20 protein-coding genes are annotated in these 23,621 nt (G+C 72.4%); 9 read left to right on the plus strand and 11 right to left on the minus strand.

Going from position 1 to position 23,621, the window contains the following annotated elements; genetic code table 11:
- Positions 1 to 260 precede the first annotated feature (260 nt).
- Complete coding sequence (locus AB5L52_RS26445) at positions 261 to 1,478, minus strand: acetyl-CoA C-acetyltransferase (protein WP_369366607.1); 1,218 nt, start codon at positions 1,476 to 1,478, stop codon at positions 261 to 263.
- 138 nt (positions 1,479 to 1,616) lie between these two features.
- The gene (locus AB5L52_RS26450; RefSeq protein WP_351027524.1) at positions 1,617 to 2,636 is read right to left on the minus strand and encodes an SGNH/GDSL hydrolase family protein; all 1,020 of its coding nucleotides are present in this window, start codon (positions 2,634 to 2,636) and stop codon (positions 1,617 to 1,619) included.
- A 159-nt stretch (positions 2,637 to 2,795) separates the two neighbouring features.
- Between AB5L52_RS26450 and AB5L52_RS26455 the strand changes: the two genes are divergently transcribed.
- The gene (locus AB5L52_RS26455; protein ID WP_351027525.1) at positions 2,796 to 4,184 is read left to right on the plus strand and encodes a cystathionine beta-synthase; all 1,389 of its coding nucleotides are present in this window, start codon (positions 2,796 to 2,798) and stop codon (positions 4,182 to 4,184) included.
- 630 nt (positions 4,185 to 4,814) lie between these two features.
- Here AB5L52_RS26455 and AB5L52_RS26460 read toward each other — a convergent pair.
- The 5 genes from AB5L52_RS26460 to AB5L52_RS26480 are packed head-to-tail and all read right to left on the minus strand — an operon-like array spanning position 4,815 to position 8,607.
- Entirely contained in the window at positions 4,815 to 5,240 is a 426-nt protein-coding gene (locus AB5L52_RS26460; protein ID WP_351027529.1) for a hypothetical protein, read from the minus strand.
- Between the two features lie 49 nt (positions 5,241 to 5,289).
- Positions 5,290 to 6,222, minus strand: a complete 933-nt coding sequence (locus AB5L52_RS26465) for an ABC transporter substrate-binding protein (protein ID WP_369366609.1) — start codon at positions 6,220 to 6,222, stop codon at positions 5,290 to 5,292.
- A 12-nt stretch (positions 6,223 to 6,234) separates the two neighbouring features.
- On the minus strand, positions 6,235 to 6,933 hold the full coding sequence (locus AB5L52_RS26470; RefSeq protein ID WP_369366611.1) for an ABC transporter permease: 699 nt from the start codon (positions 6,931 to 6,933) through the stop codon (positions 6,235 to 6,237).
- A 1-nt stretch (position 6,934) separates the two neighbouring features.
- Positions 6,935 to 7,576, minus strand: coding sequence for an ABC transporter permease (locus AB5L52_RS26475; protein WP_369366613.1), 642 nt, complete (start codon positions 7,574 to 7,576; stop codon positions 6,935 to 6,937).
- A complete protein-coding gene (locus AB5L52_RS26480) occupies positions 7,573 to 8,607 on the minus strand; it encodes an ABC transporter ATP-binding protein (protein WP_369366614.1) in 1,035 nt (344 codons plus the stop codon). Before AB5L52_RS26480 ends, AB5L52_RS26475 begins: the two co-directional genes overlap by 4 nt.
- A gap of 141 nt (positions 8,608 to 8,748) precedes the next feature.
- Between AB5L52_RS26480 and AB5L52_RS26485 the strand changes: the two genes are divergently transcribed.
- The 3 genes from AB5L52_RS26485 to AB5L52_RS26495 all read left to right on the plus strand — a co-directional run bounded on the left by AB5L52_RS26485 (position 8,749) and on the right by AB5L52_RS26495 (position 11,889).
- On the plus strand, positions 8,749 to 10,281 hold the full coding sequence (locus tag AB5L52_RS26485) for an aromatic amino acid ammonia-lyase (RefSeq protein ID WP_351027538.1): 1,533 nt from the start codon (positions 8,749 to 8,751) through the stop codon (positions 10,279 to 10,281).
- Positions 10,278 to 11,198 carry a MurR/RpiR family transcriptional regulator gene (locus AB5L52_RS26490; RefSeq protein WP_351027540.1) on the plus strand — a complete coding sequence of 307 codons (921 nt, stop codon included), beginning with the start codon at positions 10,278 to 10,280 and terminating at the stop codon, positions 11,196 to 11,198. The genes AB5L52_RS26485 and AB5L52_RS26490 overlap by 4 nt, the downstream gene beginning before the upstream one ends.
- Positions 11,199 to 11,295: 97 nt before the next feature.
- Positions 11,296 to 11,889 (plus strand): hypothetical protein, encoded by a 594-nt coding sequence (locus tag AB5L52_RS26495; RefSeq protein WP_369366617.1) that lies wholly within the window; start codon positions 11,296 to 11,298, stop codon positions 11,887 to 11,889.
- A 37-nt stretch (positions 11,890 to 11,926) separates the two neighbouring features.
- On the opposite strand, the gene AB5L52_RS26500 is transcribed toward AB5L52_RS26495, so the two are convergent.
- Together AB5L52_RS26500 and AB5L52_RS26505 are read right to left on the minus strand one after the other, a co-directional pair.
- Complete coding sequence (locus AB5L52_RS26500; protein WP_369366619.1) at positions 11,927 to 13,816, minus strand: zinc ribbon domain-containing protein; 1,890 nt, start codon at positions 13,814 to 13,816, stop codon at positions 11,927 to 11,929.
- 242 nt (positions 13,817 to 14,058) lie between these two features.
- Positions 14,059 to 15,432, minus strand: a complete 1,374-nt coding sequence (locus AB5L52_RS26505) for a diaminopimelate decarboxylase (RefSeq protein WP_369366621.1) — start codon at positions 15,430 to 15,432, stop codon at positions 14,059 to 14,061.
- A 138-nt stretch (positions 15,433 to 15,570) separates the two neighbouring features.
- Here AB5L52_RS26505 and hutU point away from each other — a divergent pair, with 138 nt between their 5' ends.
- From hutU to hutI, 4 genes are all read left to right on the plus strand, one after another.
- On the plus strand, positions 15,571 to 17,235 hold the full coding sequence (hutU, locus tag AB5L52_RS26510; RefSeq protein ID WP_369366622.1) for a urocanate hydratase: 1,665 nt from the start codon (positions 15,571 to 15,573) through the stop codon (positions 17,233 to 17,235).
- 188 nt (positions 17,236 to 17,423) lie between these two features.
- Complete coding sequence (locus tag AB5L52_RS26515) at positions 17,424 to 18,626, plus strand: allantoate amidohydrolase (RefSeq protein ID WP_351564208.1); 1,203 nt, start codon at positions 17,424 to 17,426, stop codon at positions 18,624 to 18,626.
- Positions 18,623 to 19,960 carry a formimidoylglutamate deiminase gene (locus tag AB5L52_RS26520; RefSeq protein WP_351765903.1) on the plus strand — a complete coding sequence of 446 codons (1,338 nt, stop codon included), beginning with the start codon at positions 18,623 to 18,625 and terminating at the stop codon, positions 19,958 to 19,960. The genes AB5L52_RS26515 and AB5L52_RS26520 overlap by 4 nt, the downstream gene beginning before the upstream one ends.
- Before the next feature lie 20 nt (positions 19,961 to 19,980).
- Positions 19,981 to 21,156 carry an imidazolonepropionase gene (hutI, locus tag AB5L52_RS26525; protein ID WP_369366624.1) on the plus strand — a complete coding sequence of 392 codons (1,176 nt, stop codon included), beginning with the start codon at positions 19,981 to 19,983 and terminating at the stop codon, positions 21,154 to 21,156.
- A gap of 7 nt (positions 21,157 to 21,163) precedes the next feature.
- Here the strand turns inward: hutI and AB5L52_RS26530 are convergent, their stop codons facing one another.
- The gene (locus AB5L52_RS26530; protein WP_369366626.1) at positions 21,164 to 22,102 is read right to left on the minus strand and encodes a hypothetical protein; all 939 of its coding nucleotides are present in this window, start codon (positions 22,100 to 22,102) and stop codon (positions 21,164 to 21,166) included.
- Between the two features lie 5 nt (positions 22,103 to 22,107).
- Entirely contained in the window at positions 22,108 to 22,368 is a 261-nt protein-coding gene (locus AB5L52_RS26535; RefSeq protein WP_369366628.1) for a hypothetical protein, read from the minus strand.
- A 262-nt stretch (positions 22,369 to 22,630) separates the two neighbouring features.
- On the opposite strand from AB5L52_RS26535, the gene AB5L52_RS26540 reads away from it, so the two are divergent.
- Positions 22,631 to 23,620 carry a helix-turn-helix transcriptional regulator gene (locus tag AB5L52_RS26540; protein WP_351765911.1) on the plus strand — a complete coding sequence of 330 codons (990 nt, stop codon included), beginning with the start codon at positions 22,631 to 22,633 and terminating at the stop codon, positions 23,618 to 23,620.
- Position 23,621: the final 1 nt, after the last annotated feature.

Genomic DNA, 23,621 nt, shown 5'->3' on the forward strand with positions numbered 1-23,621 from the left:
GACCCCCGACTTCCTACATCAGCTTGAAGGGTGGACTAGAAGGCTGTCAGTGCGTAACGTCACGAAACGGACAGGACTTTGAGCTCGTGATGTTGCTGTGCACCGTGCTGACCCGCGCTGACCTGCATGGATGTGTCCGGCGAGCGAGATAGGTCACATCCTGGGGGAGATTGGATCACGAAAAGGCCCGGAACCTCGGAGATTCCTCGGTTCCGGGCCGGTTCCTGACGGGATGTGCTCGTCCCGCTACGGACGGTGGGTCAGCTGAGGCGCTCGATGACCATCGCCATGCCCTGGCCGCCGCCGACGCACATCGTCTCCAGGCCGAACTGCTTGTCGTGCCACTGCAGGGAGTTGATGAGCGTGCCGGTGATCCGGGCGCCGGTCATGCCGAAGGGGTGGCCGACGGCGATGGCACCGCCGTTGACGTTCAGCTTGTCGAGGTCGATGCCGAGGTCCCGGTAGGAGGGGATCACCTGGGCGGCGAAGGCCTCGTTGATCTCGACCAGGTCGATGTCGTCGATGGTGAGGCCGGCCCGCCGCAGGGCCTGCCGGCTCGCCTCGACCGGACCGAGGCCCATGATCTCGGGGGAGAGGCCGGAGACGCCGGTCGACACGATGCGGGCGAGCGGGGTGAGGCCCAGCTCGCGGGCCTTGGTGTCGGACATGATGACGACGGCGGCGGCACCGTCGTTGAGCGGGCAGCAGTTGCCGGCCGTGACCAGGCCGTCGGGGCGGAAGACCGGCTTCAGGCCCGAGACGCCCTCCAGGGTGACGCCGGGGCGCGGGCCGTCGTCCTTGCTGACGACCGTGCCGTCCGGGAGGGTCACCGGGGTGATCTCGCGCTCCCAGAAGCCGTTCTTGATGGCCTGCTCGGCCAGGTTCTGCGAGCGGACGCCGAACTCGTCCATGTCCTGACGGGTGATGCCCTTGGCGCGGGCCAGGTTCTCCGCGGTCTGGCCCATCGCGATGTAGGGGTCGGGCAGCAGGCCGTCCTCGCGCGGGTCGTGCCAGGTGGAGCCGGTCGACTCGGCGGTGGCCACGGTGCGGGCCTCGGCCTCGGCGAACAGCGGGTTGTGCGTGCCGGGCATGTCCGAGCTGCCGTGGGCGAAGCGGGAGACCGTCTCGACACCGGCCGAGATGAAGACGTCGCCCTCGCCGGCCTTGATGGCGTGCAGGGCCATGCGGGAGGTCTGCAGCGAGGAGGAGCAGTAGCGGGTGATCGTGCAGCCCGGCAGGTGGTCCATGCCCATCTGTACGGCGACGATACGGCCGAGGTTGTGGCCCTGCTCGCCGCCGGGGAGGCCACAGCCGAGCATCAGGTCGTCGATGTCCCTGGGGTCCAGCTCGGGGACCTTGGCGAGCGCGGCCTGGATGATCGTGGCGGTCAGGTCGTCGGGGCGGAGATCCTTCAGGGAGCCCTTGACGGCGCGGCCGATGGGGGAGCGGGCGGTCGAGACGATGACGGCTTCGGGCATCACGGCTCCAGTGCGGTGTTTTTCGGGCAGGGCCGCTTGGGAAGTTACCGCTCCGTATGGTCCAGGTCACGGGTGTGGTGGTGTGACACTGACCGCAATTTACTAAGCGCTTGCTTGGTGACCGGTGGATCAGGTGGATCAGACCGACGGAGTCGCGGGCTCGGCCTCCGGCACCCTGCGCCGCCGACGCCGCTTCAGCAGCGCCCACGGTCCCCGCGGCCCCGTCGGCATGGCCGCCGTAACCTCCGTACCCGCCTCCGACGCTGCCTCGGCGGCGGCGCGGGCAACCGGCAGGAAGCCCTCGCGACGGGACACGTCCGGCCGTTCCTCCTCCGCCGGCCACAGACCAAGCGCCGCGCACACCGTCGGCAGTACGGCCATCGCCGCCGTCGCGTAGCCCTCCGCGGAGGGGTGGTAGTTGTCGGGGCCGAACAGCTCCCGCGGGTTCGCCTCGAACTCGGGGCCCAGCAGGTCGCCCAGCGACACCGTGCGCCCGCCCTGCTCCACGACCCCGATCGTCTGGGCGGCCGCCAGCTGGCGGGAGGCCCGCCGGGCCAGCCAGCGCAGCGGCTGCTGCACCGGCTCGATCGTGCCGAGGTCGGGACAGGTGCCGACCACCACCTCCGCACCGGCCGTGCGCAGCCGTCGTACCGCCGCCGCCAGATGCCGTACCGAACGGGTCGGCGGCATCCGGTGCGTCACGTCGTTCGCGCCGACCATGATCACGCAGATGTCGGGGACGGGCGCGGACCCGGACAGGACCTGGGCCACCTGGCGGTCGAGGACGTCGGACTGGGCCCCGGGCTGGGCGACGGTGCGTAGTTCCACGGGGCGTTCCGCCACCGCCGACAGGCCCGAGGCCAGCAGTGCGCCCGGCGTCTGGCCCGCCCGGTGCACGCCCTGCCCGGCCGCCGTGGAGTCGCCGAGCATGGCCAGCCGGAGGGGAGGTTCACCGGGGACGTCGTACCCAAGGCCGTAGACCCCGTCGGCCACCGGGACGCGGTCGCCGCCGCCGTTGCCCACATGACGGCGGGCCAGCCGTACCTCCGCCAGCAGCACGCCGACCGCGGCCGCCCCGATCAGCCCGACCCCGCCACCGCCGTACGCCGCTCCGGCCGCGATACGCCGGGCCACTCTCGCCCTCGACATACTCGTCATGCGTCGCCGCCACCTCCTCGTAGCCGTACACCCACTCCTTGCCCCGTACAACCCGTACGCCAATCTCAACGGGGAGTGAACGGCCGCCTCCGCCACACAGCTGGCCTTAGGCTGGCGACACCACTACGACCACATCTTTTGCAGCGACCGGAGACAACGGTGCAATTCCACGACTCGATGATCAGCCTCGTCGGCAACACCCCGCTGGTGAGGCTCAACAACGTGACCAAGGGCATCCAGGCGACCGTCCTGGCCAAGGTGGAGTACTTCAACCCGGGCGGCTCCGTGAAGGACCGCATCGCCCTGCGCATGATCGAGGCCGCCGAGCAGAGCGGGGAGCTGAAGCCGGGCGGCACGATCGTCGAGCCGACCAGTGGCAACACCGGTGTGGGGCTGGCGATCGTCGCCCAGCAGAAGGGCTACAAGTGCATCTTCGTCTGCCCTGACAAGGTCTCCACCGACAAGATCAACGTGCTGCGTGCCTACGGCGCGGAAGTCGTCGTCTGCCCGACCGCCGTGGACCCCGAGCACCCGGACTCGTACTACAACGTCTCCGACCGGCTCGTCCGTGAGACCCCGGGCGCGTGGAAGCCCGACCAGTACTCCAACCCCAACAACCCGCTCTCGCACTACCACTCCACGGGCCCCGAGCTGTGGGAGCAGACCGAGGGGAAGATCACCCACTTCGTGGCGGGCGTGGGCACGGGCGGCACCATCTCCGGCACCGGCCGCTATCTGAAGGACGCCAGCGACGGCAAGGTCAAGGTCATCGGCGCCGACCCGGAGGGGTCCGTCTACTCCGGCGGCTCCGGGCGGCCGTATCTGATCGAGGGCGTCGGCGAGGACTTCTGGCCGACCGCCTACGACCGCACCGTCGCCGACGAGATCGTCGCCGTGTCCGACAAGGACGCCTTCCAGATGACCCGCCGCCTCGCCAAGGAGGAGGGCCTGCTCGTCGGCGGCTCCTGCGGTATGGCCGTCGTGGCCGCGCTGCGGGTCGCCGAGCGGCTCGGGCCCGACGATGTCGTGGTCGTGCTCCTGCCCGACAGCGGCCGCGGCTACCTCAGCAAGATCTTCAACGACGAGTGGATGGCCGACTACGGCTTCCTGGAGGACGAGGGCCCGAGCGCCCGCGTCGCCGACGTCCTGAGCCACAAGGCGGGCGACGTCATCCCCTCCCTGGTGCACATGCACCCCGAGGAGACCGTCGGCCAGGCCATCGAGGTGCTGCGCGAGTACGGCGTCTCGCAGATGCCGGTCGTCAAGCCGGGCGCCGGCCACCCGGACGTGATGGCCGCCGAGGTCGTCGGGTCCGTGGTGGAGCGGGAGCTGCTGGACGCCCTGTTCAACAAGCGCGCCTCCCTCGACGACCCGCTGGAGAAGCACATGTCCGCCCCGCTGCCCCAGGTCGGCTCCGGCGAGCCGGTCGGCGACCTGATGTCCGTGCTCGGCTCGGCCGACGCGGCGATCGTCCTGGTCGAGGGCAAGCCGACCGGCGTGGTCAGCCGGCAGGACCTGCTGGCCTTCCTGGCCAAGGGCGGAAAGTAGCGGCAACCCCCCGGTGAACTGGGGGTTTACGGCAGTCACTTGAGGTGAGGCGGGGTTCGCGGAAGTGGTACGAGCGTGTCACGTGCGCGCAGCACCCGCTTAACACGGGTCCGGCACAGTAGTGGGTGTCGGCAGGGGCGAGGGGGGTACCTCCCAGGCGTTGAGCACTGGGGAGACTTCCCGCCCAAGCCGGCGCCGAACGGCGCCAAGGACCTCCGGAGCGGCTCCCGGACCTCCATGGACGCCATGGACGCGCAAGCCCGGCCCTGACCCGGCCCGCGTCCCTCGCGGGGACCGCCGTCGTCCCGCCCCCCGGCAACGGGGGTGCGGCGGTCCCCGCGCAAGCCTTTTCAGCGGGGCTCGGCGGGGCTCAGTGGGCGGTACCGGATCCCCAACTCCCCAGCAGCGCAAGGCGTTCGGCCGCGCCGGGCTGTGCTCCATGCCGTCGAGCGGGATCTGGGCGCTGGGCGCACACGGGGTGCGGTCGGCTGCCGTCGCTCCCGTGGCCGGCGGGGACGCGCCTTCGGCGCCGACCTGCTGGTCGCGCACCTCGTCGACTACGCCACCAGCCGGCCCCGGCACGCCGGCCTCCGCCAGATCATCGTCCTGCCGACCCGGCGGGCGTGCGGCTCAGCCGTCCTCGCGGGAGCGGTCGCGGCGGCCGCCGAGCAGGTCCGGGTTGAGCCGCACGGCCTGGGCGAAGTTGACGCCGACGATGCCGACCCAGGTGACGATCGTCCCGGTCGTCCCCGCGATGCCGCCGCCGACGGCGGTCAGCGGTATCGCCAGGACCAGCGAGATGATCGCGAACCCGAAGCGCTCCGGCCAGGTGTCGGCGTCCTTCGGGCGCCGGGTGCCGCGCGCGCTCGCCATCTGCTGCTCGGCCAGCTGCCGCCGCACCCGGCGGTCCACCGCCTCGTCGATCCGCTGCCCGACCTTCTCCAGAAAGGAGTCGACCAGCGCCGGCTCGTACTCCTCGCCCAGTTCCCTGCGGGTCTGGAGGGTGGCGTCGAGTTCTTTTCTCAGGTCGGTGTCCCGAGAGTCCAGTGCGCTCATGGCTCCACCTTAGGAAGCGCTCACGCCCACCGCACTGGGGACAACCCCCCTACTTCACCAGCCCGTGCTGCTTGGCGTACGCGTTCGCCACGTCCTCCGGGTCCTTCTTGTCCTTGTCCACCTGCCGGTTCAGCTCGGTGAGCTGGGCCGTGGTCAGCAGGTTGCCCAGCCCGGCGAGGGCCTTGCGGACGGTGTCGTCGGCCTTGCGGTCGGCGATGAGCGGGACGATGTGCTGGCTGGGGATGAGGTGCGCGGGGTCGGTGAGGACCACCCAGCCGTTGGCCTGGATGTCGGTGTCGGTGGTGAAGAGGTTCGCCACGTCCACGTCGCCCTTCTTCAACGCGCCCTTGACCAGCGGCCCGTCCGAGTCCAGCGACTTGAACTCCTTGAACTCCACGCCGTACACGTCCTTCAGGCCGACCGCGCCGACCTGGCGCTTCTTCACCTCGGGCGCGGCGCCGATGACCAGCTTGCCGTTCTGCTTCTTCAGGTCGGCGAGGGAGGTCAGCCCGTACTGCTTCGCCGTCTCGCGGGTGACGACGAAGGCGTCGGAGTCCTCCGCCATGCCGTAGGGCAGCACCTGGAGGCCGGCCGGGAGGGCCTGGGTGAGGGCGTTCTGCATCTCGCCGGACTCGGAGGCCGTGGCCTTCGGGGCGAGGTAGTTGAGGAGGGCGCCCTGGTACTCGGGCAGCAGGTCGATGTCGCCGCCCCTGAGCGCCGGGATGACGATCTCGCGGGTGCCGAGGTTGGGGCGGACGGTCACCTTCACACCGGCGCCCTGCAGGGCGGCCGCGTAGAGGTAGCCGAGCACCTGGTTCTCGGTGAAGTTGGCCGTGCCGATGGTGACTCCGCCCTTGCTGGAGCCACCGCCGCCGGTGCCGGAGCCCTGGCCGTTGAGGGAGGTGATGCCGCTGGCGCAGGCGGAGAGGGCGGGGACGGAGGCGACCGCGAACAGGCCGCCGAGGAGAGTACGTCGGTTCATGTCGGTAGTTCCCTACGCGGTGCGGATGGGGGTGCCCCCGCGCGCGAGCCGTCGAGCGTGGGGGAGGAAGAGGAAGCGCTGGAGGGTGGCCAGGGCCACGTCCAGGACGACGGCGACCAGGGCGACCAGCACCGCGCCGCCGAGCACCTGGACCAGGTCCCGCTGGGCGAGGCCGTCGAAGACGTAGCGGCCCAGGCCGCCGAAGGAGACGTACGCGGCGATGGTGGCCGTGGCGACCACCTGGATCAGGGCCAGGCGCAGGCCGGTCATGATCAGGGGGAGGGCCAGCGGCAACTCCACCCGGAACAGGACCTGGTGGCCGCGCATGCCCTGCCCGCGCGCCGCGTCCTTCACATCCGGGTCGACGGCGGTCATGCCGGCGTAGGTGTTGGTGACGATCGCCGGGACCGCGAGGGCCACCAGCGCGACGCACACCGGCAGCATCGACAGACCGCCGGCCAGGAAGACCAGCACGACCAGGCCGACCGTCGGCAGCGCGCGGCCGAAGGAGGCGAGGTTGATCGCGACGAACGCGCCCTTGCCGGTGTGGCCGATCAGCAGGCCGAGCGGGAGGCCGATGGCGGCGGCGATGAGCGTGGCCAGCAGGGAGTACTGCAGGTGTTCGGCGAGGCGGTGGGCGATGCCGTCGGGGCCGGTCCACTGGGCGCCGCTGGTCAGCCAGGCGCCGAGGTTCTTGAGGAGCTCGTACATCTCAGGCTCGCCTCCTGGTCCAGGGGGTGAGGGCGTACTGGACGGCGACCAGCGCCGCGTCCGCGACGACGGCGAGGAGCAGGGTGAGGGCCACTCCGGCGATCACCGGGGTCGCGAAGTTGCGCTGGAAGCCGTCGGTGAAGAGCTGGCCGAGGCCGCCGTCGCCGATGTAGGTGGCGACGGAGACCAGGGAGATCGACATGACGGTGGCGATACGGACGCCGGCGAAGATCACGGGGAGCGCGAGGGGGAACTCGACGGTGAGGAGCGTGCGCAGGGGGCGCGTGCCCATCGCCTTCGCCGCCTCCTTCACCTTCACGGGGACCGAGTCGAGGCCCTCGACGGTGTTCCGCAGCAGGACGACCAGGGTGTAGACGGTCAGGCCGGTCACGGTGGTGGTGCGGGTCAGGCCGCTGACCGGCAGGAGCAGGACGAAGATCGCGATCGACGGGATCGTGAAGAGGACGTTCGAAGCGCCGAGCAGCACACCGCGCAGGCGGGGGAGCCGGTGGGCGATCACGGCCAGCGGGAGCGAGATCAGCAGGCCGAGGGCTACGGCCGTCAGGGCGGCCTGGAGGTGGGAGAGGGTGAGAGTCGTCAGGTCGTCGGTGTGGGCGGATATCCAGGACCAGTCGATCGTCATGCGGCCACCCGCACTTCGGCGTGGGCGCGTCCCGCGTGCTCGTGGATGTCGTTGCGGGAGGAGACGCCGGTGAGCACGCCGTCGGCGTCGACGCGGGCGATCAGTCCGGTGGGGGAGGCGACCGACTCGTTGAGCGCGGAGAGCAGGGAGTCGGCGTCCGTCAGCGGGCGTACGGGGATCTCGGCGTCCTTCGACGCCCAGTGCAGGGGCTTGCCCTGCGCGTCGCGGACGAGGGTCCAGGGGCCGCCCTGTGGTGCCGGGCCCTGCGGGACGTCGGCGAGGGTCTTCAGGGACAGCAGCTTCAGTCCGCGCTCCGCGCCGAGGAAGTCGGCCACGAAGTCGTCGGCCGGGCGGGCGAGGAGTTCGGCGGGCGGGGCGCACTGGACCAGATGGCCGCCGGTGCGGAAGACCGCGATCCGGTCGCCGAGCCGGACGGCCTCGTCGATGTCGTGCGTGACGAACACGATGGTCTTGCTCAACTCCTGCTGCAGCCTGAGCAGTTCGTCCTGGAGCTGGGTGCGTACGACCGGGTCGACCGCGCCGAAGGGCTCGTCCATGAGCAGCACCGGCGGGTCGGCGGCGAGCGCGCGGGCGACGCCGACCCGCTGCTGCTGGCCGCCGGAGAGCTGGTGCGGGTAGCGCTTGCCGGCTTCGGCGGCGAGGCCGACGGTCTCCAGGAGTTCTGCGGCGCGGGCCCGGGCCTTCCGGCGGTTCCAGCCGAGCAGCAGCGGGACGGTGGCGATGTTGTCGAGCACCGTGCGGTGCGGGAAGAGGCCGGCCTGCTGGATGACGTAGCCGATGGAACGGCGCAGTTCGGCCGGGTCCTGCCGGGTGACGTCCCTGCCGCCGACGCGGATGGTGCCCGACGTCGGCTCGATCATCCGGTTGATCATCCGCAGGGTGGTGGTCTTGCCGCAACCGGAGGATCCGACCAGGACGGTGAGGCCGCCCTCCGGCATCTCCAGGTTGAGGTCGTGGACTGCTGTGGTGCCGTTGGGGAAGCGCTTGTGGACCGCGTCGAACTGGATCATGAGATGTCCCTTGCCCGGCTGTATAACGTCATGCAGAGTTCTTGGTGTGTGAATAGCTTGTCAACGGGTCGGTGTTAATCCGCTGTAACAGATGACCGAAGGGCAAGATCGGATGTCTGGGTTGAGGGGAGTTTGGACGTGATGTCGTCTCGCATTGTGGACGCGCCGCAGTCCGTTCCAGCCACGCAGACCGCGACCGTGGTCCTGGACGGGTCCGGACTCGGCGTCGAGGACGTCGTCCGGCTCGCCGACCGCGCCGCGCATCCGGTCCTCGCGGCCGACGCGATGCGGCGCGTGGAGCACTCCTGGAACGCCGCCCGGCAGATCGCGGCCACCGGGCGCGTCTACGGCCGCTCCACCGGCGTCGGCGCCAACCGGAACGAGGACGTGCCCACCGAGGCCGCCGCCGGCCACGGCCTGCGGCTGCTGCGCAGCCACGCCGGTGCCGTCGGCGAACCCCTCCCGGCCCGCCAGGTGCGCGCGATGCTCGCCGTCCGCGCCAACCAGCTGCTGGCCGGCGGCGCCGGCCTGAGGCCCGGCGTGATCACCGCCCTGTGCGAGGCGCTGGAGACGGGCGCGTACCCGGTGGTCAACGAGTTCGGCTCCGTCGGCACCGGCGACATAGCCGCCCTGGCCCAGCTCGGGCTCGCGCTCGCCGGGGAGCACCCCTGGCGCGGCGCCCCCGGATCACCGCCCGGCGCCCCCGCGCCGCAGCCCCTCGACAACAACGACGCCCTCGCCCTGATCAGCAGCAACGCCCTCACCCTCGGCCAGTCCGCGCTCGCCCTGCACGAACTGCGCGGGCTCATCGGCGCCACCCAGGTCGTCGCGGCGCTGTCCCTGCTCGCCGTCGACGGCTCCCACGAGGCCTACGCCGCCCCCGTGCACGCCGCCCGCCCGCACCGGGGCAGCACCGAGACGGCCCGGCGGATGCGGGAGCTGATCGGCGCCGCCGACCGGCCGACCCCGCCGCTCGGCCGGATTCAGGACCCGTACGGCTTCCGCTGCCTGCCCCAGATCCACGGCCCCGCGCACGATGCCGCCGACGCCCTGGAGCAGGTGCTGTGCGTGGAGATCAACGCGGCCGCCGAGAACCCGCTCATCGCCCCCGAGGATCTCGCCGCCTACCACCACGGCGGCTTCTACCAGGCCCAACTGGCCCTCGCCCTCGACCACTTCAGGCTCGCGGTGACCCAGGTGGCCCGGCTGTCCACGTCCCGCCTGTCCACGCTCAACGAGCCCGCCTACACCCGGCTGCGCCCCTTCCTCGCCGACCAGGAGCCGGCCTCCTCCGGAGTGATGATCCTGGAGTACGCGGCCGGCGCGGCCCTCGGCGACCTACGGGCCTTCTCCGCGCCCGCCTCGCTCGGCCACGCTGTACTCTCCCGGGGCGTCGAGGAACAGGCGAGCTTCGCCTCGCTCGCCGCGCGGCAGACCCTGCGCGCGTGCGGTGCGTATCGTCTGGTGGTCGGCTGCGAGCTCGTCGCCGCCGTCCGCGCGCTGCGCCAGCGTGACCTGCGGCCCGACCAGGGGCTGCCGGCCGGAGAGGCGTTCGCGCTCGCCGAGTCGGTCCTCGACCCCGACCCGGCCGACCGGCCGCTCACGGACGACGTGACACAGGCGGCCGCACTGCTCGACCGGTTCACGGACATCTGGAGGGGGAGCGCGTCATGAGCGTGGACAGGAGTACCGGTGTGGCCTTCGAAGAGACGCCGGGTACGGCTTCCGGCGGGGCTGCGGGAGGGGCCTTCGGCGTCACGGACAGTCCCGCGAACCGGCTGCAGGCGCTGTTCGAGGGGCACCGGCTCACGCCGACCCAGCGCCGGATCGCGCACAGCATGGTGCGGCGGGCCGCCGACGTGCCCTTCCTGTCCAGCGTGGAGCTGGCCGAACTGGCCGGGGTCAGCCAGCCGTCGGTGACCCGGTTCGCCGTCGCGCTCGGCTTCGACGGCTATCCGGCGCTGCGCCGGCATCTGCGCGAGGTCGTCCCCGCCGAACCGGCCGCCGAGGCGGGCGCCTTCAACGAGTACCAGCAGGCCGTCGAGGCCGAGATCGAGAACCTGAGGCACCTCGCCGACCTGCTCGCCGACCCGCGCCCGGTGCAGAAGGCCGGCCGGATCCTCGCCGCCTCCCGCCCGCTGCCGGTGCTCGGCCTGCGCGCGGCCGCCTCCCAGGCGTACGGCTTCGCCTACTTCGCCGCCAAGGTCCACCCGGACGTCCGGCTGCTCAACGAGGGCGGCACGATGATCCAGGACCGGATCGACGCCGCCGTCCGCGCGGGCGCCTCCGCGCTGCTGTGCTTCGCGCTGCCCCGGCATCCGCGCGAGGTCGTCGACACCCTCGCCTACGCCAAGGACGCGGGCCTGACCACCGTCACCGTCGCCGACTCCGCGTTCGCGCCGGTCGCCAAGTACTCCGACCTGCTGCTGCCCGCCGCCGTCGGCACCGGGCTCGCCTTCGACACCGCGTGCGCGCCGATGCTGCTCGGCCGGGTGCTGCTGGAGGCGGTCTGTGACGACCTGCCCGCGGCGCAGGCCCGGCTGGAGGAGTTCGACGCGAAGGCGGCGGCCCGCGGGCTGTTCGTCGAGTGACCCGCGCGTGCCCCGGCGCGCTCTCAGACTCGTCTCACGTTCGCTCGTTACCGTGCCCGGCCGACAGCACTGTGCCGGAACGGCGAGGAGGCGGATCGTGGCGCGCGGAGTACGCGGAGTGCAGGGCCTGGCCCGGGTGGCCGTCGTCGTACGGGCCGGGGCCGCACCGCTGTGGTGGTCCGGGGTGTGCGCCGCGGGGATCGGGGTGCTGCCGCCCGGGGTGACCGGCCGCCGGATCGGGGTGCTCGCCGGGGCCGCACTGTTCCTGCTCGGCGCGGCGGTCGTGGCGCTGGTGCACCGGGCGCGGTACGCCGACCTCGCGCACGGCGCGGCCCGCGCGGGCAGGTACGACGTGCTGCAGGACCGGGCGGTGACCGTGCGCACCTGGCGCCGGGGACACCGCTGGTGGCTGCTGTCGGCCTTCGCCCTCGCGCTCGGCTCGTCCTTCGCGGTGCCCGCGGCCGGCGGCCTGCTGCTGGCCGGACTCGGTGCCGGGCTGTGGCTGAAGGCCGCCTGGCTCGGGCGGCGCGAGCGCGCCGCGCAGACCCTGCTGTGGGTGCGCGTCGACTGGCTCGACCGGCGCGGCGGGCGCCCGGCCGGCAAGGACGTGAAGGGCCTGCGCGGTACGGGCATCGCGGCCGGCGACGCGGCCCCGGGCGGGGCCCGCCGCCGTACCGCGGCGCTGGTCTAGCGCCGCGCCTCTCCAGCGCATCCCTGAGCGTCTCTGATCAGCCAAGCGTTCCCGTGCGAGACATGGTGTCCGGCGCGGGTTCTGCCCACCAGGGCGGGGAAGCATGAGCGTGGAGATGGAATCCCGCGCCCAGTACTGCTCCTCGTGGCCGATGGCCTGCGATGGGTTTGCTGAACGTGATCACGCCCTGGTGTCGGTGGGCTGCTCGGGGCAGCCGGGTCCGACCCGTTGGTCCGTGTCCCTCCGGACGCTGGCCAGCAGGACCGCACGGGCCGACTGCTGGGGAGGGAACCTCGCGTCGCCTGGGCGCGAGGCGGTTGGAGTGAGGCCGGGTGGCGCCGGTCTTTGACCGGTCTTTCCGGCTGGTTTTACGGTCCGTCACGATGACGGCTTTGGACTCGAACTTGTCGACCACCGAGCGGATCACCATCGTGCCAGTGCTGCGGTCGACAACAGTGTTGGACTGGTGGGCGAGTCCGCGTGCTGCGATGCGGAGCCAAGCGCCGTGATCGCGGTCGCCCTGCCAACCGCACTCACGGTTGGGGCAGACAGCCCACTTCCATCCTGCCACGGTGGGGCGGTCGGGGGCCTTGCGGTGTCGCAGTGGGACCAAGCAGTAGGGGCAGTGCTTGGAGGTGTTGCGCGGTGGCACCGTGACTACGGCGATACCGACCTCGGCGGCGAGGTGCCGCACGCGGTGGGCAATCGCACCTCGCACAGTCTGCGACATGCGACTGTTGTGGGTGCGGCCCATGCCGCCCGCTTCCATTGACCGTAAGTCTTCCAGATAGATCACCGTCGCCCTGGCAGCGATAGCCTGATCGACAGCCCACCGGGCCGCACTCCAAGCAAGAGCGTCGTTGAGGTTGCAGCGGCGCTCGGATACGCGTCGTATCTCTTCGGCCAGCACCTCCGCCTTTCCGTTCAGCGTGGGATCGGCGAGCCGGGCATAGTGGTCTGCTTTGCCGTGCAGCCGCTCGGAGAGACGGCGTATCCGGTACTGCTTCGCGAGTACTCCAGCAGCCCGGAACTCGGCGCCTGCACCAAGGGCGCTGATGCGCCCGTCGTCGCGGAGCCGGACTGCCCCGGCCGAGAGCAGGGTATTCAGCCCCCAGTCCACGCCAAGTGCGACTGTGTGTCCTGTGCGCTGGGATTTGGGTACGGGGTGGGTGTAGGCGAGGTCGGCCCGCACCTTGCCGCCTGCGAGGCGCAGGGTAGGCAGGTGGATCACGGCGTTCGCCGGGATGGTCGGCGGCAGGATGATCGGGCAGGAAACCCATGTCCAGTCCGCGTACTTCTGCGGGTCGGCCCGGGTGGGGAGCTGTATGCGCAGCAGGGCTCGCTGCCCGTCGTCCGATCGTCCGATGGTCGCTTGTTGCCCGTCGCAGGCCGCCAGTAGCAGCATGCGGGCAACACGCGGAGCTGATTCCAGCTCGCACAGATCAGCCGCGAGACGCCCGTGCTCGCGCTCAAAAGCGGTGATCTGTCGCGTGCGGGAGCGGATGATGCTGGACGGCAGATGCTCGCCGCCCGGTATCGCCTCGCGTACCGCATCCCACTCTCGCGAGGTGCGCTTGTTCGGATCAGCAGGCCAGGTGGCCAGGATCCCGGCGGCCGCGTCTGCACGCCATTTCGCCGACCGCAGAGCGCGCCCGGCCTGTTCCTGGGCCATGCGCACGATCCGGTCGTTGACCTTCACACCGTCCGGCAGGGAGATTGTCCAGCCCAGGCGACGCAGCGCCATCCACGCGTTCGACGGCAGCTTTCTACCTCCGGCGTCCTTGCCGGAGGCCAGTGTGTCGACATCGGTGATGTTCCAGTGCTCGGCCAGCAGCGTGCCGACCATCCCAGCCACCAAGTCGACGCACCAGGCAATTCGTTCCGCCAGGGCGGCAGCTGTGAGGACTTCGCCGGTCTTCTCGTCCACGCCCGACCGAATCAGGGCACAGGCACAGGCAGTGCGGGAAGTGTCGCCGTCGGCGAGTGGCAGTTTTCGGCTCACCGGCACCCCCTCTCCCCATCTGTGGCGCCGTCATCCGTTCAACGACGCTCCTGCAAAAAGGTCACGTATTCGATTCGCGTACCCACATGCGACGCTGAGATCGGCGTCAGGCCCCTCGTGGACGAGCCGCATCGGAAGTATGCGTTCGAGAGGGCGGCCGGGGCGCGTCACCGGTGCTCCGGCGCCCATAGCGTGGTGAGCGCGTCCGCGTGCGCCCCGCCGGACTCCGCCACCACCTCGGCGAGGGTCTGCGGCTCCCGTACGACCGCGAAGGCCACGCCTCCCGCACCGTCCGGCGCGAAGCCGTACACACCCGGCCGGACAAGGGAGTTGTAGGCGTAGTGATGGGCGAAGTAGTACGCGCCCGTGTCCAGCGCCGCCGCGTAGTCGCCCTGTTCCAGCAGGGGCAGGCTGCGCCCCTCGGCCAGCAGGTCGCCCGAGAAGCAGGCCGGCCCGGCCACGTCCTGCACCGTCTCCGGCCCCGTCTTCGGCCGGCCCTTCGCGTCGTACGCGGCGATCCTGAGCGGCCACGCCTCGGGTACGTACACCGTGCGCGTCGCCACCTGCACGCCCGCGTGCGTCACCGCGATCCGCCGCCCGCCCGCGCTCTTGGTGTACTCCACCCGCGCCACCACCGTCCCGTGCCGGGCCATGAGCGAGCGTCCGAACTCGGTCACCAGTCCGTACCGCCCGTCGAACAGCCCCGGCACCTCCTCGGCCAGTACGCGCGCGTACTGCGCATACGTCGGCGCCGCCGCCTCCGAGGCGAAGTCCACCGACAGCCCGCCGCCGATGTCGAGCGTGTCGACCTGCCGCCGCCCGGCCCGCGCGTTGATCTCCTCCGCGAGCGCGTACGTCTCCGCCACGCCCCGCGCCAGCAGCGGCATCGGGATGCCCTGCGAGCCGGTGTGCGCATGCAGCCGGGTCAGCCACGGCCGCTCCAGGAACGCCCGTACGACCCACTCGCGCGCCCCCTCGTCGCGCAGGCCGACCCCGAACTTGGAGGTCGCCGTCGCCGTGGACGTGGCCCCGATCGAGCCGCCGCCGATCTGCGGGTTGATCCGGATGCCGAGCGGAGACCGGGTGGGTGACTCGTGCGCCAGGGCGTCGAGCCGGTCCAGCTCCTGGGGGTTGTCCGCGTTGACGGCGATGCCCAGCGCCAGCGCCTCGCGCAGCTCGGCCGGGGTCTTCGCGGGCGCGTCCAGCACCGTCCGCTCCGCCGGCACCCCGGCCGCCCGCGCCAGCGCCAGCTCGCCCGGACTCGCCACCTCGGCGCCGAGGCCCGCCTCGCGCAGCAGCCGCAGCACCGGCACCAGCGGGGTCGCCTTCACCGCGAAGGCGTGCAGCACCGGCGTCCCGGACGGTACGACCGCGTCGAACGCCGCCCGCAGCGCTCGTGCCGACTCCCGGATCCCGGTCACGTCCAGCAGCGCGACCACGGCCGCGTCCGGAGCGAGCAGCCCCTGCTCCACGGCGGCGCGCACCGCCTCGTCCCGCCGGGCGGCGCGCGCCTCGGCCTCGGCCTCGATGTCCCGCTCCACAGCCTCTCCCCTCGTCTCCGCCTCCGGTACATCCAGCCAAACACCGCCGGCGTGCGAAGAGGGTCGCCCCGAGGTGTTGACTAGTTCTATTCAGGCGGACAGGATGTGAATAGACGCAGTAACAGGAGGAGGCAGACGATGTCGGGACCCCGCCCCGTACGAGCACCGCGCGGCACAGAGCTCAGCGCCCTGGGATGGCAGCAGGAGGCCGCCCTGCGCATGCTGCAGAACAACCTCGACCCGGAGGTCGCGGAGCACCCCGACAAGCTCGTCGTCTACGGCGGCACCGGCAAGGCCGCCCGTGACTGGCGCTCCTTCGACGCGATGGTCCGCACGCTGCGGACCCTCAAGCAGGACGAGACCATGCTGGTCCAGTCCGGCCGCCCGGTCGGCGTGATGCAGACCCACGAGTGGGCCCCGCGCGTCCTCATCGCCAACTCCAACCTGGTCGGCGACTGGGCCAACTGGGAGGAGTTCCGCCGCCTGGAGGCCCTCGGCCTGACCATGTACGGCCAGATGACCGCCGGCTCCTGGATCTACATCGGCACCCAGGGCATCCTCCAGGGCACCTACGAGACCTTCGCCGCCGTCGCCGCCAAGAAGTTCAACGGCACCCTCGCCGGGACCATCACCCTCACCGCCGGCCTCGGCGGCATGGGCGGCGCCCAGCCGCTCGCCGTGACGATGAACGACGGCGTCGCGATCTGTATCGACTGCGACCCGCGCGCCATCGAGCGCCGCATCGAGCACCGCTACCTCGACGTCAGGGCGGACTCGCTGGACCACGCGCTCCAGCTGGCGGTGGAGGCGCGCGACGCCCGCCGCCCGCTGTCGATCGGCGTGCTCGGCAACGCGGCCGAGCTGCTCCCGCAGCTGCTCGCGATGAACGCCCCCATCGACATCGTCACCGACCAGACCTCCGCCCACGACCCGCTGGCGTACCTGCCGCTGGGTGTGGCCTTCGAGGACATGGCCGACGAAGCCGCCAAGGACCCGGCCGGCTTCACCGCCCGTGCCCGCGAGTCCATGGCCAGGCACGTCGAGGCCATGGTCGGCTTCATGGACGCCGGCGCCGAGGTCTTCGACTACGGCAACTCCATTCGCGGTGAGGCCCAACTCGCCGGCTACGGCCGGGCGTTCGCCTTCCCCGGCTTCGTCCCCGCGTACATCCGCCCGCTCTTCTGCGAGGGCAAGGGCCCGTTCCGCTGGGCGGCCCTGTCCGGCGACCCCGCCGACATCGCCAAGACCGACAAGGCGATCCTGGAGCTGTTCCCGGAGAACGAGTCCCTGGCCCGCTGGATCAAGATGGCCGGCGAGCGCGTCCACTTCCAGGGCCTGCCCGCGCGGATCTGCTGGCTCGGCTACGGCGAGCGCGACAAGGCCGGTGAGCGCTTCAACGACATGGTGGCGAGCGGGGAGCTCGCCGCGCCGCTGGCCATCGGCCGCGACCACCTCGACTGCGGCTCGGTGGCCTCCCCGTACCGCGAGACCGAAGCCATGCTCGACGGCTCCGACGCGATCGCCGACTGGCCGCTGCTGAACGCCATGGTCAACGTGGCGTCCGGGGCGTCGTGGGTTTCCCTTCACCACGGTGGCGGTGTGGGTATGGGCCGCTCCATCCACGCCGGGCAGGTCACCGTGGCCGACGGGACGAAGCTGGGTGGCGAGAAGATCCGGCGGGTGCTGACGAACGACCCGGGTATGGGTGTCATCCGGCACGTCGACGCGGGGTACGACAGTGCCGAGTCCGTTGCGCAGGAGCGCGGGGTGCGTGTGCCTATGCGTGAGGGTGACGAGGCGTGACCGTTGGTGAGGCTGGGCACGGCAACTCTCCGGTGGAGGCTGAGGTCTCGTCGCCGGGTGCGGGTTCGGCTGTGCCCACCCGCCCCCAGTCTCGGCTTCGCTCGACCGGGGGGACCCCCATCGCCCTGCGGAACGACTGCCCACAGCCTGGCGGGTCCGCCGCCCAGCAGGCGCCCTCCTTTCATGAGATGTGGCGCGAGCTGCTTCCCATCGGGCGGCACTCCGACTCCGGTGGCTACCGGCGCTACGCCTGGACCGGCGCGGACGCCGAATGCCGGGCCTGGTTCCAGCAGCAGGCCGAAGACCGTGGGCTGACCTACGAGGTCGACCGGAACGGGAACCAGTGGGCCTGGCTCGGGGATCCTGCCGCCGGGGACGCCGTGGTCACCGGGTCGCATCTGGACTCCGTGCCGGACGGAGGGGCCTTCGACGGGCCCCTCGGGGTCGTGTCCTCCTTCGCCGCGCTCGATGAACTGCGCGCCAGGAACGTGCGGTTCACCAGGCCCCTCGCCCTCGTCAACTTCGGCGACGAGGAAGGCGCCCGGTTCGGACTCGCCTGTGTCGGGTCACGGCTCACCGCCGGGCAGCTGACCGTGGAGCAGGCGCATCGGCTCACCGACGGGGACGGGGTCAGCCTGCCGCAGGCCATGGCCGCCGCCGGGTACGACCCCGAGGGCATCGGGGCCGACCCGGAGCGGCTGGCCCGGATCGGCGCCTTCGTCGAGCTGCATGTCGAACAGGGCCGTGCGCTGGACCTGTCCGGCGACCGGGTCGGCATCGCCAGCGCCATCTGGCCGCACGGACGCTGGCGGTTCGACTTCCGGGGCGAGGCCAACCACGCCGGCACCACCCGGCTGGCCGACCGGCGCGACCCGATGCTGTCCTACGCCGAGACCGTGCTCGCCGCCCGCCGGGAGGCACAGCTCGCCGGCGCCGTGGCCACCTTCGGCAAGATCGCCGTGGAGCCCAACGGGGTCAACGCGATCCCCTCCCTCGTGCGCGGCTGGCTCGACTCCCGCGCCGCCGACCAGGACACACTGGACACGGTGGTCGGCGGGGTGGAGAAGGCGGCCCGGGAGTACGCGGACGCCCACGGCGTCGATCTCGACGTCGTACGGGAGTCCTTCACCCCCGTCGTCGAGTTCGACCACGCCCTGCGCGACGAACTCGGCCGCATCCTCGGCAAGGGCACCGACCTGAAGGTCCCCGTCCTCGGGACCGGTGCCGGACACGACGCCGGAATCCTCTCCGGCAGCATTCCGACCGCCATGCTGTTCGTGCGCAACCCCACCGGTGTCTCGCACTCCCCGGCCGAGTTCGCCGCCGAGGACGACTGCGTGGCCGGGGTGCGCGCGCTCGCCGACGTACTGGAAGGGCTGGCCTGCAGGTGACCACGCGGACCTACTGGTTGGAGCACGCCTGGCTCGACACCAACGTCGAGCCGGGCGTGGCCCTCGATGTGGACGGTGGCCGGATCAGCGCCGTCCGCACCGGTGTCCCCACCCCGCCGCCCGGCGCCGAGGTGCTGCGCGGGCTCACGCTGCCGGGGCTCGCCAACGCCCACAGCCATGCCTTCCACCGGGCGCTGCGCGGCACCGTCCAGGTCGGCAGCGGCACCTTCTGGACCTGGCGCGAGGTGATGTACTCCGTCGCCGACCACCTGACCCCGGAGACCTACCACGCCCTGGCGCGCGCGGTGTACGCCGAGATGGCCCTGGCCGGCATCACCTGTGTCGGCGAGTTCCACTACGTGCACCACGCGCCCGGCGGCACCCCCTACGCCGACCCCAACGCGATGGGCGAGGCGCTGATCGCCGCCGCCGCCGAAGCCGGCATCCGGATCACCCTCCTCGACACCTGCTACCTGTCCGCCGGCTTCGGCGAGGCCCCCAACACCCACCAGCTGCGGTTCTCCGACGGCAGCGCGGAGGCCTGGGCCGCACGCTGCGCAGTTCTCAAGGAGCGGGACCACGCGCGGATCGGGGCGGCGATTCACTCCGTACGGGCCGTGCCGGCAAGCCAGTTGGCGACCGTGGCCGGGTGGGCGCAGGAGCGGCGGGCCCCGCTGCATGTGCACCTGTCGGAGCAGACCGCCGAGAACGACGCCTGCCTGGCCGCCCACGGCCGCACGCCCACCCGGCTGCTCGCCGACCACGGCGTCCTCGGGCCCCGCACCACCGGTGTGCACAACACCCACCTCACGGACGAGGACATCGCCCTGCTCGGCGGCTCCGCCACCGGCACCTGTATGTGCCCGACGACCGAGCGGGACCTGGCCGACGGCATCGGCCCGGCCGCCGCCCTCCAGCGGGCCGGCTCCCCGCTCTCCCTCGGCTCCGACAGCCACGCCGTCATCGACCTGCTCGAAGAGGCGCGCGCGATGGAGCTGAACGAGCGGCTGCGCACCCGCACCCGGGGCCACTGGACGGCCGCCGCCCTGCTGCGGGCCGCCACCGCCGACGGCCACGCCGCGCTCGGCTGGGACCAGGCCGGCACCCTCGAACCCGGCGCCCTCGCCGACTTCACGACGGTCGCCCTCGACTCGGTCAGGACAGCGGGCCCGCTGCCCAGGCTGGGCGCCGAGACGGCCGTATTCGCCGCGACGGCAGCGGACGTACGGCATACGGTCGTCGGCGGACGGCATGTCGTACGGGACGGGGCGCACACGCTCGTACCCGACGTGCCTCAGGCCCTCGCGCGGGCAGTCGAAGCCCTCCGCTCCTGACCACCACCCACGAGGACACCATGAGCAGCAGCACCGTCATCACCAACATCGCCACGCTGGTCACCAACGACCCCTCCCTCGGTGACGGCTCTCCCCTCGGCCTGGTCCAGGACGCGGCCGTCGTCATCGAAGGCGACCGCGTCGTGTGGACCGGTGAATCCAGCAAAGCACCCGCCACTGACAATCGGGTCGACGCGGGCGGCCGGGCGGTGCTGCCGGGCTTCGTGGACTCGCACTCCCACCTGGTCTTCGCCGGAGACCGCACGCAGGAGTTCAACGCCCGGATGTCCGGCCGCTCCTACACGGCGGGCGGCATCCGCACCACGGTCGCCGCCACCCGGGCCGCGAGCGACGCGGAACTGGAGGCGAACCTGACCCACTACCTGGCGGAAGCCCTCCGCCAGGGCACCACCACCTTCGAGACGAAGTCGGGCTACGGCCTGACCGTCGAGGACGAGTCCCGCGCGCTGCGCCTCGCGGCGCGGCACACCGACGAGGTGACGTACCTCGGCGCGCACATCGTCTCCCCCGACTACGCCGACGACCCGGCCGCCTATGTCGCCCTGGTCACCGGCGAGATGCTGGACGCCTGCGCGCCGCACGCCCGCTGGATCGACGTGTTCTGCGAGAAGGGCGCCTTCGACGGCGACCAGGCCCGCGCGATCCTCACGGCGGGCAGGGCGAAGGGCCTGCACCCCCGCATCCACGCCAACCAGCTCTCCTACGGCCCCGGCGTCCAGCTGGCCGTCGAGCTGGACGCGGCCAGCGCCGACCACTGCACTCACCTCACGGACGGCGACGTCGACGCCCTGGCCAACAGCAGCACGGTGGCCACGCTCCTGCCCGGCGCCGAGTTCTCCACCCGAGCCGAGTGGCCGGACGCCCGCCGTCTCCTCGACGCGGGCGTCACGGTCGCCCTGTCCACGGACTGCAACCCGGGCTCGTCCTTCACCTCCTCCGTCCCCTTCTGCATCGCCCTCGCCGTCCGCGACATGCGGATGACCCCGGACGAGGCGGTCTGGTCGGCCACGGCCGGCGGCGCGACGGCCCTGCGCCGCACCGACATCGGCCGCCTCACCCCCGGCGCCCGGGCCGACCTGACCCTCCTGGACGCCCCGAGCCACGTCCACCTGGCCTACCGGCCGGGCGTACCCCTGGTCAGCGGGGTGTGGCGCGGCGGCGTACGGGTCGTCTGAGCGGGAGTCAGAGCGCCGGGGCGTGCGGGGCGGTCAGGGCGTCCTCCCGGGCTGCGGCCCGGATCGGGCACACCGCGGACAGCCGTGACACGCGCCGTCCCTCGCCGAGCAGGCCGCCGCCCGGACCGAGCAGGAGCGCCGAGCGGGACAGGACCCGCGCGGCTAGCCGGGCGCCGCGCAGCGAGGGGTCCTCGGCCAGGGCGGCGGCCAGCGCGGCCACGGCCGCCCGGGTACGGCGGACCAGACAGGGCTCAGGATGGACGGCCGACACGGGCAGTCGTACGGCGGCCGCCACGAGCGCGTCGAACGACGGCAACCCGCAGTCCGCCACCACCAGCACGGCCCGCCACGGCTCCCCCTCCCGGGCGCGCAGGAGGGCGGGCAGCCGGTGCTGCGGGGCGAGCAGGGCGAGGACGGCACCGGATCCGGCACCGCCGGGGTCATGGCCCGACACCGCCGACGGCACCGGTGGCCCGTCGGCCGTGCCCCCGTCGGTGCGCACCGCGAGCCCCGTCGCCCGGGCCCGCGCGGCGAGCAGCCCGGCCAGTGCGGTGCTGCCGTGGTCGTCGTCGTACGCCACTGTCAGAGCCGTCGCGCCGAGGGCGAGGGCGGCGTCGGCCAGCGCGCGGGCGAGGCGGGTCTCGTCGGGTGCCCAGCTCAGCGCGGGCGCGCGGCCGGGCAGCAGCGGCAGCAGGCAGGTGAGTCCGGCCCGCCGGTAGACGTCCAGCGCGCCGTCGGCGACCGACGGGTCGGCGTGGCCGACGACCGCGGAGTAGTCGCCGGCCGCCACGGCGTGCGCGACATCCGGGGTCTCGCGGAACACCTGCCAGTCGGCCGTTCCCGGGGCGCCGCCACGGATCCGGTCCACCTCGGCGAGGAGGACGGTGCCCGCGGCCGTCCGCGGCCCGGTGAGCGGGGCGACGACGGCGACGGCCGGTACGGGCACGGCGGTCAGCCCCAGATGAGGGAGTCGGAGCCGGCGGCGACGGCCGTGGTACCGGCCGCCGGGGCGGCACCTGTGACGGATGCGCCGGCCGCGAGCAGGGCGGCGAGGGCGACGGCGGAGGTGACGGCGGAAGCGACGGCTGAGGTGACACGCCGGACGCGACGCCGGACGGGCGCGGGGGACAGGACGGGCGCGGGGGACAGGACGGACGCCGGGGACAGGACGGACGCGGCGGACGGAGCGGGTATGGCGGACGGAGCGGGCATGGCGAACCTCCGGGATCAGGGTGGGCTGGGTGTGCGGTGCGCGAGTCGCGAGGTGCGCCGTCAGCATGTGCCGGAACGGTCACCCACGGCCATGTCCGCGCTGGTTCCGGGACCGGCCATGGCCAGGCCCGGACGGCCCGTCCGGCGCCCGCCGCGTCCGTATGCCGGACCTTGTCTGGCCAGCTGACCAGGGACGTTCCTAAGATCCACGGGGCGCTCGGCCGGGGGAGGTCGCGCCGGGGGACGACTTGGAGGGGGCCCGATGGATGTGAAGGAGCGTGCTCAGGAGCTTTATCGCATCGCGCTGGAGGACGCGGACTGGCACCCCGAGAGCGTGATCGGCGAGCGCGGCTGGAGCGACGCGGAGTTCGCCGACGCCCTTCAACTCCTCCACAGGCTAAGGCTGTTCGTGTCGGCTCCGGCCAGCGGGAACGGGTGGACGGCACTGTCGCCCGACACCGCGCTGCGCAACCTCCTCGTGGAGGAGGAGCAGCACACGTCCGCGCTGCTCAGCTCCGTACAGCGCACGCGGTCCGCGCTGACGCGGATCCTCGCCGACTTCCAGCCGGTGCACGCACGGGAGTTGCTCCCGGTACGGATGGAAGTGGTGACCGGTGCCGCGAACGTGTCGGCGGCGCTGGAGGACGTGTCCCGGCGCGTCGAGGAGGAGGTGCTGTCGCTGCACCCCGGACGCGCGCTGCCCGCCCGGATGGTCGAGTCGGGCCTGGAGCGGGACCTCGCCGTGATCGGGCGCGGGGTGCGCATGCGCACGATCCACCTGGGTTCCGCGGCTGCCGTGCCGCACATGGCGTCCTATCTGCGCCGGCTGAGCGCGGCCGGAGCGCAGGTGCGCACCGCGCACACGCTGCCGCTGCGGCTGATCGTCGCGGACAGCTCGACCGCGCTGGTGCCGGCGCCGCCGTCCGCGATCGGCGAGATCACGGCGGTGATCCTGCGAGGAGAGACGCTGGTCGGGGTATTCCGGGAGCTCTTCGAGCACTGCTGGGCGGCGGCGAACGTACTGACCGACGCGGCGGCCGGGCCGGACGGTGAATGGCGCCCCGAGGGGCGCCATCTGGAACTGCTGCGGATGCTCGCGGGCGGCCTCACCGACGAGGCCATGGCCCGCAAGCTCGGTGTCTCCGAACGCACGGTCCGCCGTCTCGTCTCCGAGCTCACCGAACGCCTGGGCGCCGCCAGCCGCTTCCAGGCTGGCGCCTGCGCCGTCCGGCTCGGCTGGCTGGACGCCTGAT

It is taken from the genome of Streptomyces sp. CG4 (genome assembly GCF_041080655.1).
Taxonomy (GTDB): Bacteria; Actinomycetota; Actinomycetes; order Streptomycetales; family Streptomycetaceae; genus Streptomyces.

Coding starts and splice junctions, on each gene's coding strand:
- AB5L52_RS26445 (WP_369366607.1), bottom strand. CDS start 1,478: ATGCCCGAAGCCGTCATCGTCTCGACCGCCCGCTCCCCCATCGGCCGC.
- AB5L52_RS26450 (WP_351027524.1), bottom strand. CDS start 2,636: ATGACGAGTATGTCGAGGGCGAGAGTGGCCCGGCGTATCGCGGCCGGA.
- AB5L52_RS26460 (WP_351027529.1), bottom strand. CDS start 5,240: ATGAGCGCACTGGACTCTCGGGACACCGACCTGAGAAAAGAACTCGAC.
- AB5L52_RS26465 (WP_369366609.1), bottom strand. CDS start 6,222: ATGAACCGACGTACTCTCCTCGGCGGCCTGTTCGCGGTCGCCTCCGTC.
- AB5L52_RS26470 (WP_369366611.1), bottom strand. CDS start 6,933: ATGTACGAGCTCCTCAAGAACCTCGGCGCCTGGCTGACCAGCGGCGCC.
- AB5L52_RS26475 (WP_369366613.1), bottom strand. CDS start 7,576: ATGACGATCGACTGGTCCTGGATATCCGCCCACACCGACGACCTGACG.
- AB5L52_RS26480 (WP_369366614.1), bottom strand. CDS start 8,607: ATGATCCAGTTCGACGCGGTCCACAAGCGCTTCCCCAACGGCACCACA.
- AB5L52_RS26485 (WP_351027538.1), top strand. CDS start 8,749: ATGTCGTCTCGCATTGTGGACGCGCCGCAGTCCGTTCCAGCCACGCAG.
- AB5L52_RS26490 (WP_351027540.1), top strand. CDS start 10,278: ATGAGCGTGGACAGGAGTACCGGTGTGGCCTTCGAAGAGACGCCGGGT.
- hutU (WP_369366622.1), top strand. CDS start 15,571: ATGTCGGGACCCCGCCCCGTACGAGCACCGCGCGGCACAGAGCTCAGC.
- AB5L52_RS26515 (WP_351564208.1), top strand. CDS start 17,424: ATGTGGCGCGAGCTGCTTCCCATCGGGCGGCACTCCGACTCCGGTGGC.
- hutI (WP_369366624.1), top strand. CDS start 19,981: ATGAGCAGCAGCACCGTCATCACCAACATCGCCACGCTGGTCACCAAC.
- AB5L52_RS26535 (WP_369366628.1), bottom strand. CDS start 22,368: ATGCCCGCTCCGTCCGCCATACCCGCTCCGTCCGCCGCGTCCGTCCTG.
- AB5L52_RS26540 (WP_351765911.1), top strand. CDS start 22,631: ATGGATGTGAAGGAGCGTGCTCAGGAGCTTTATCGCATCGCGCTGGAG.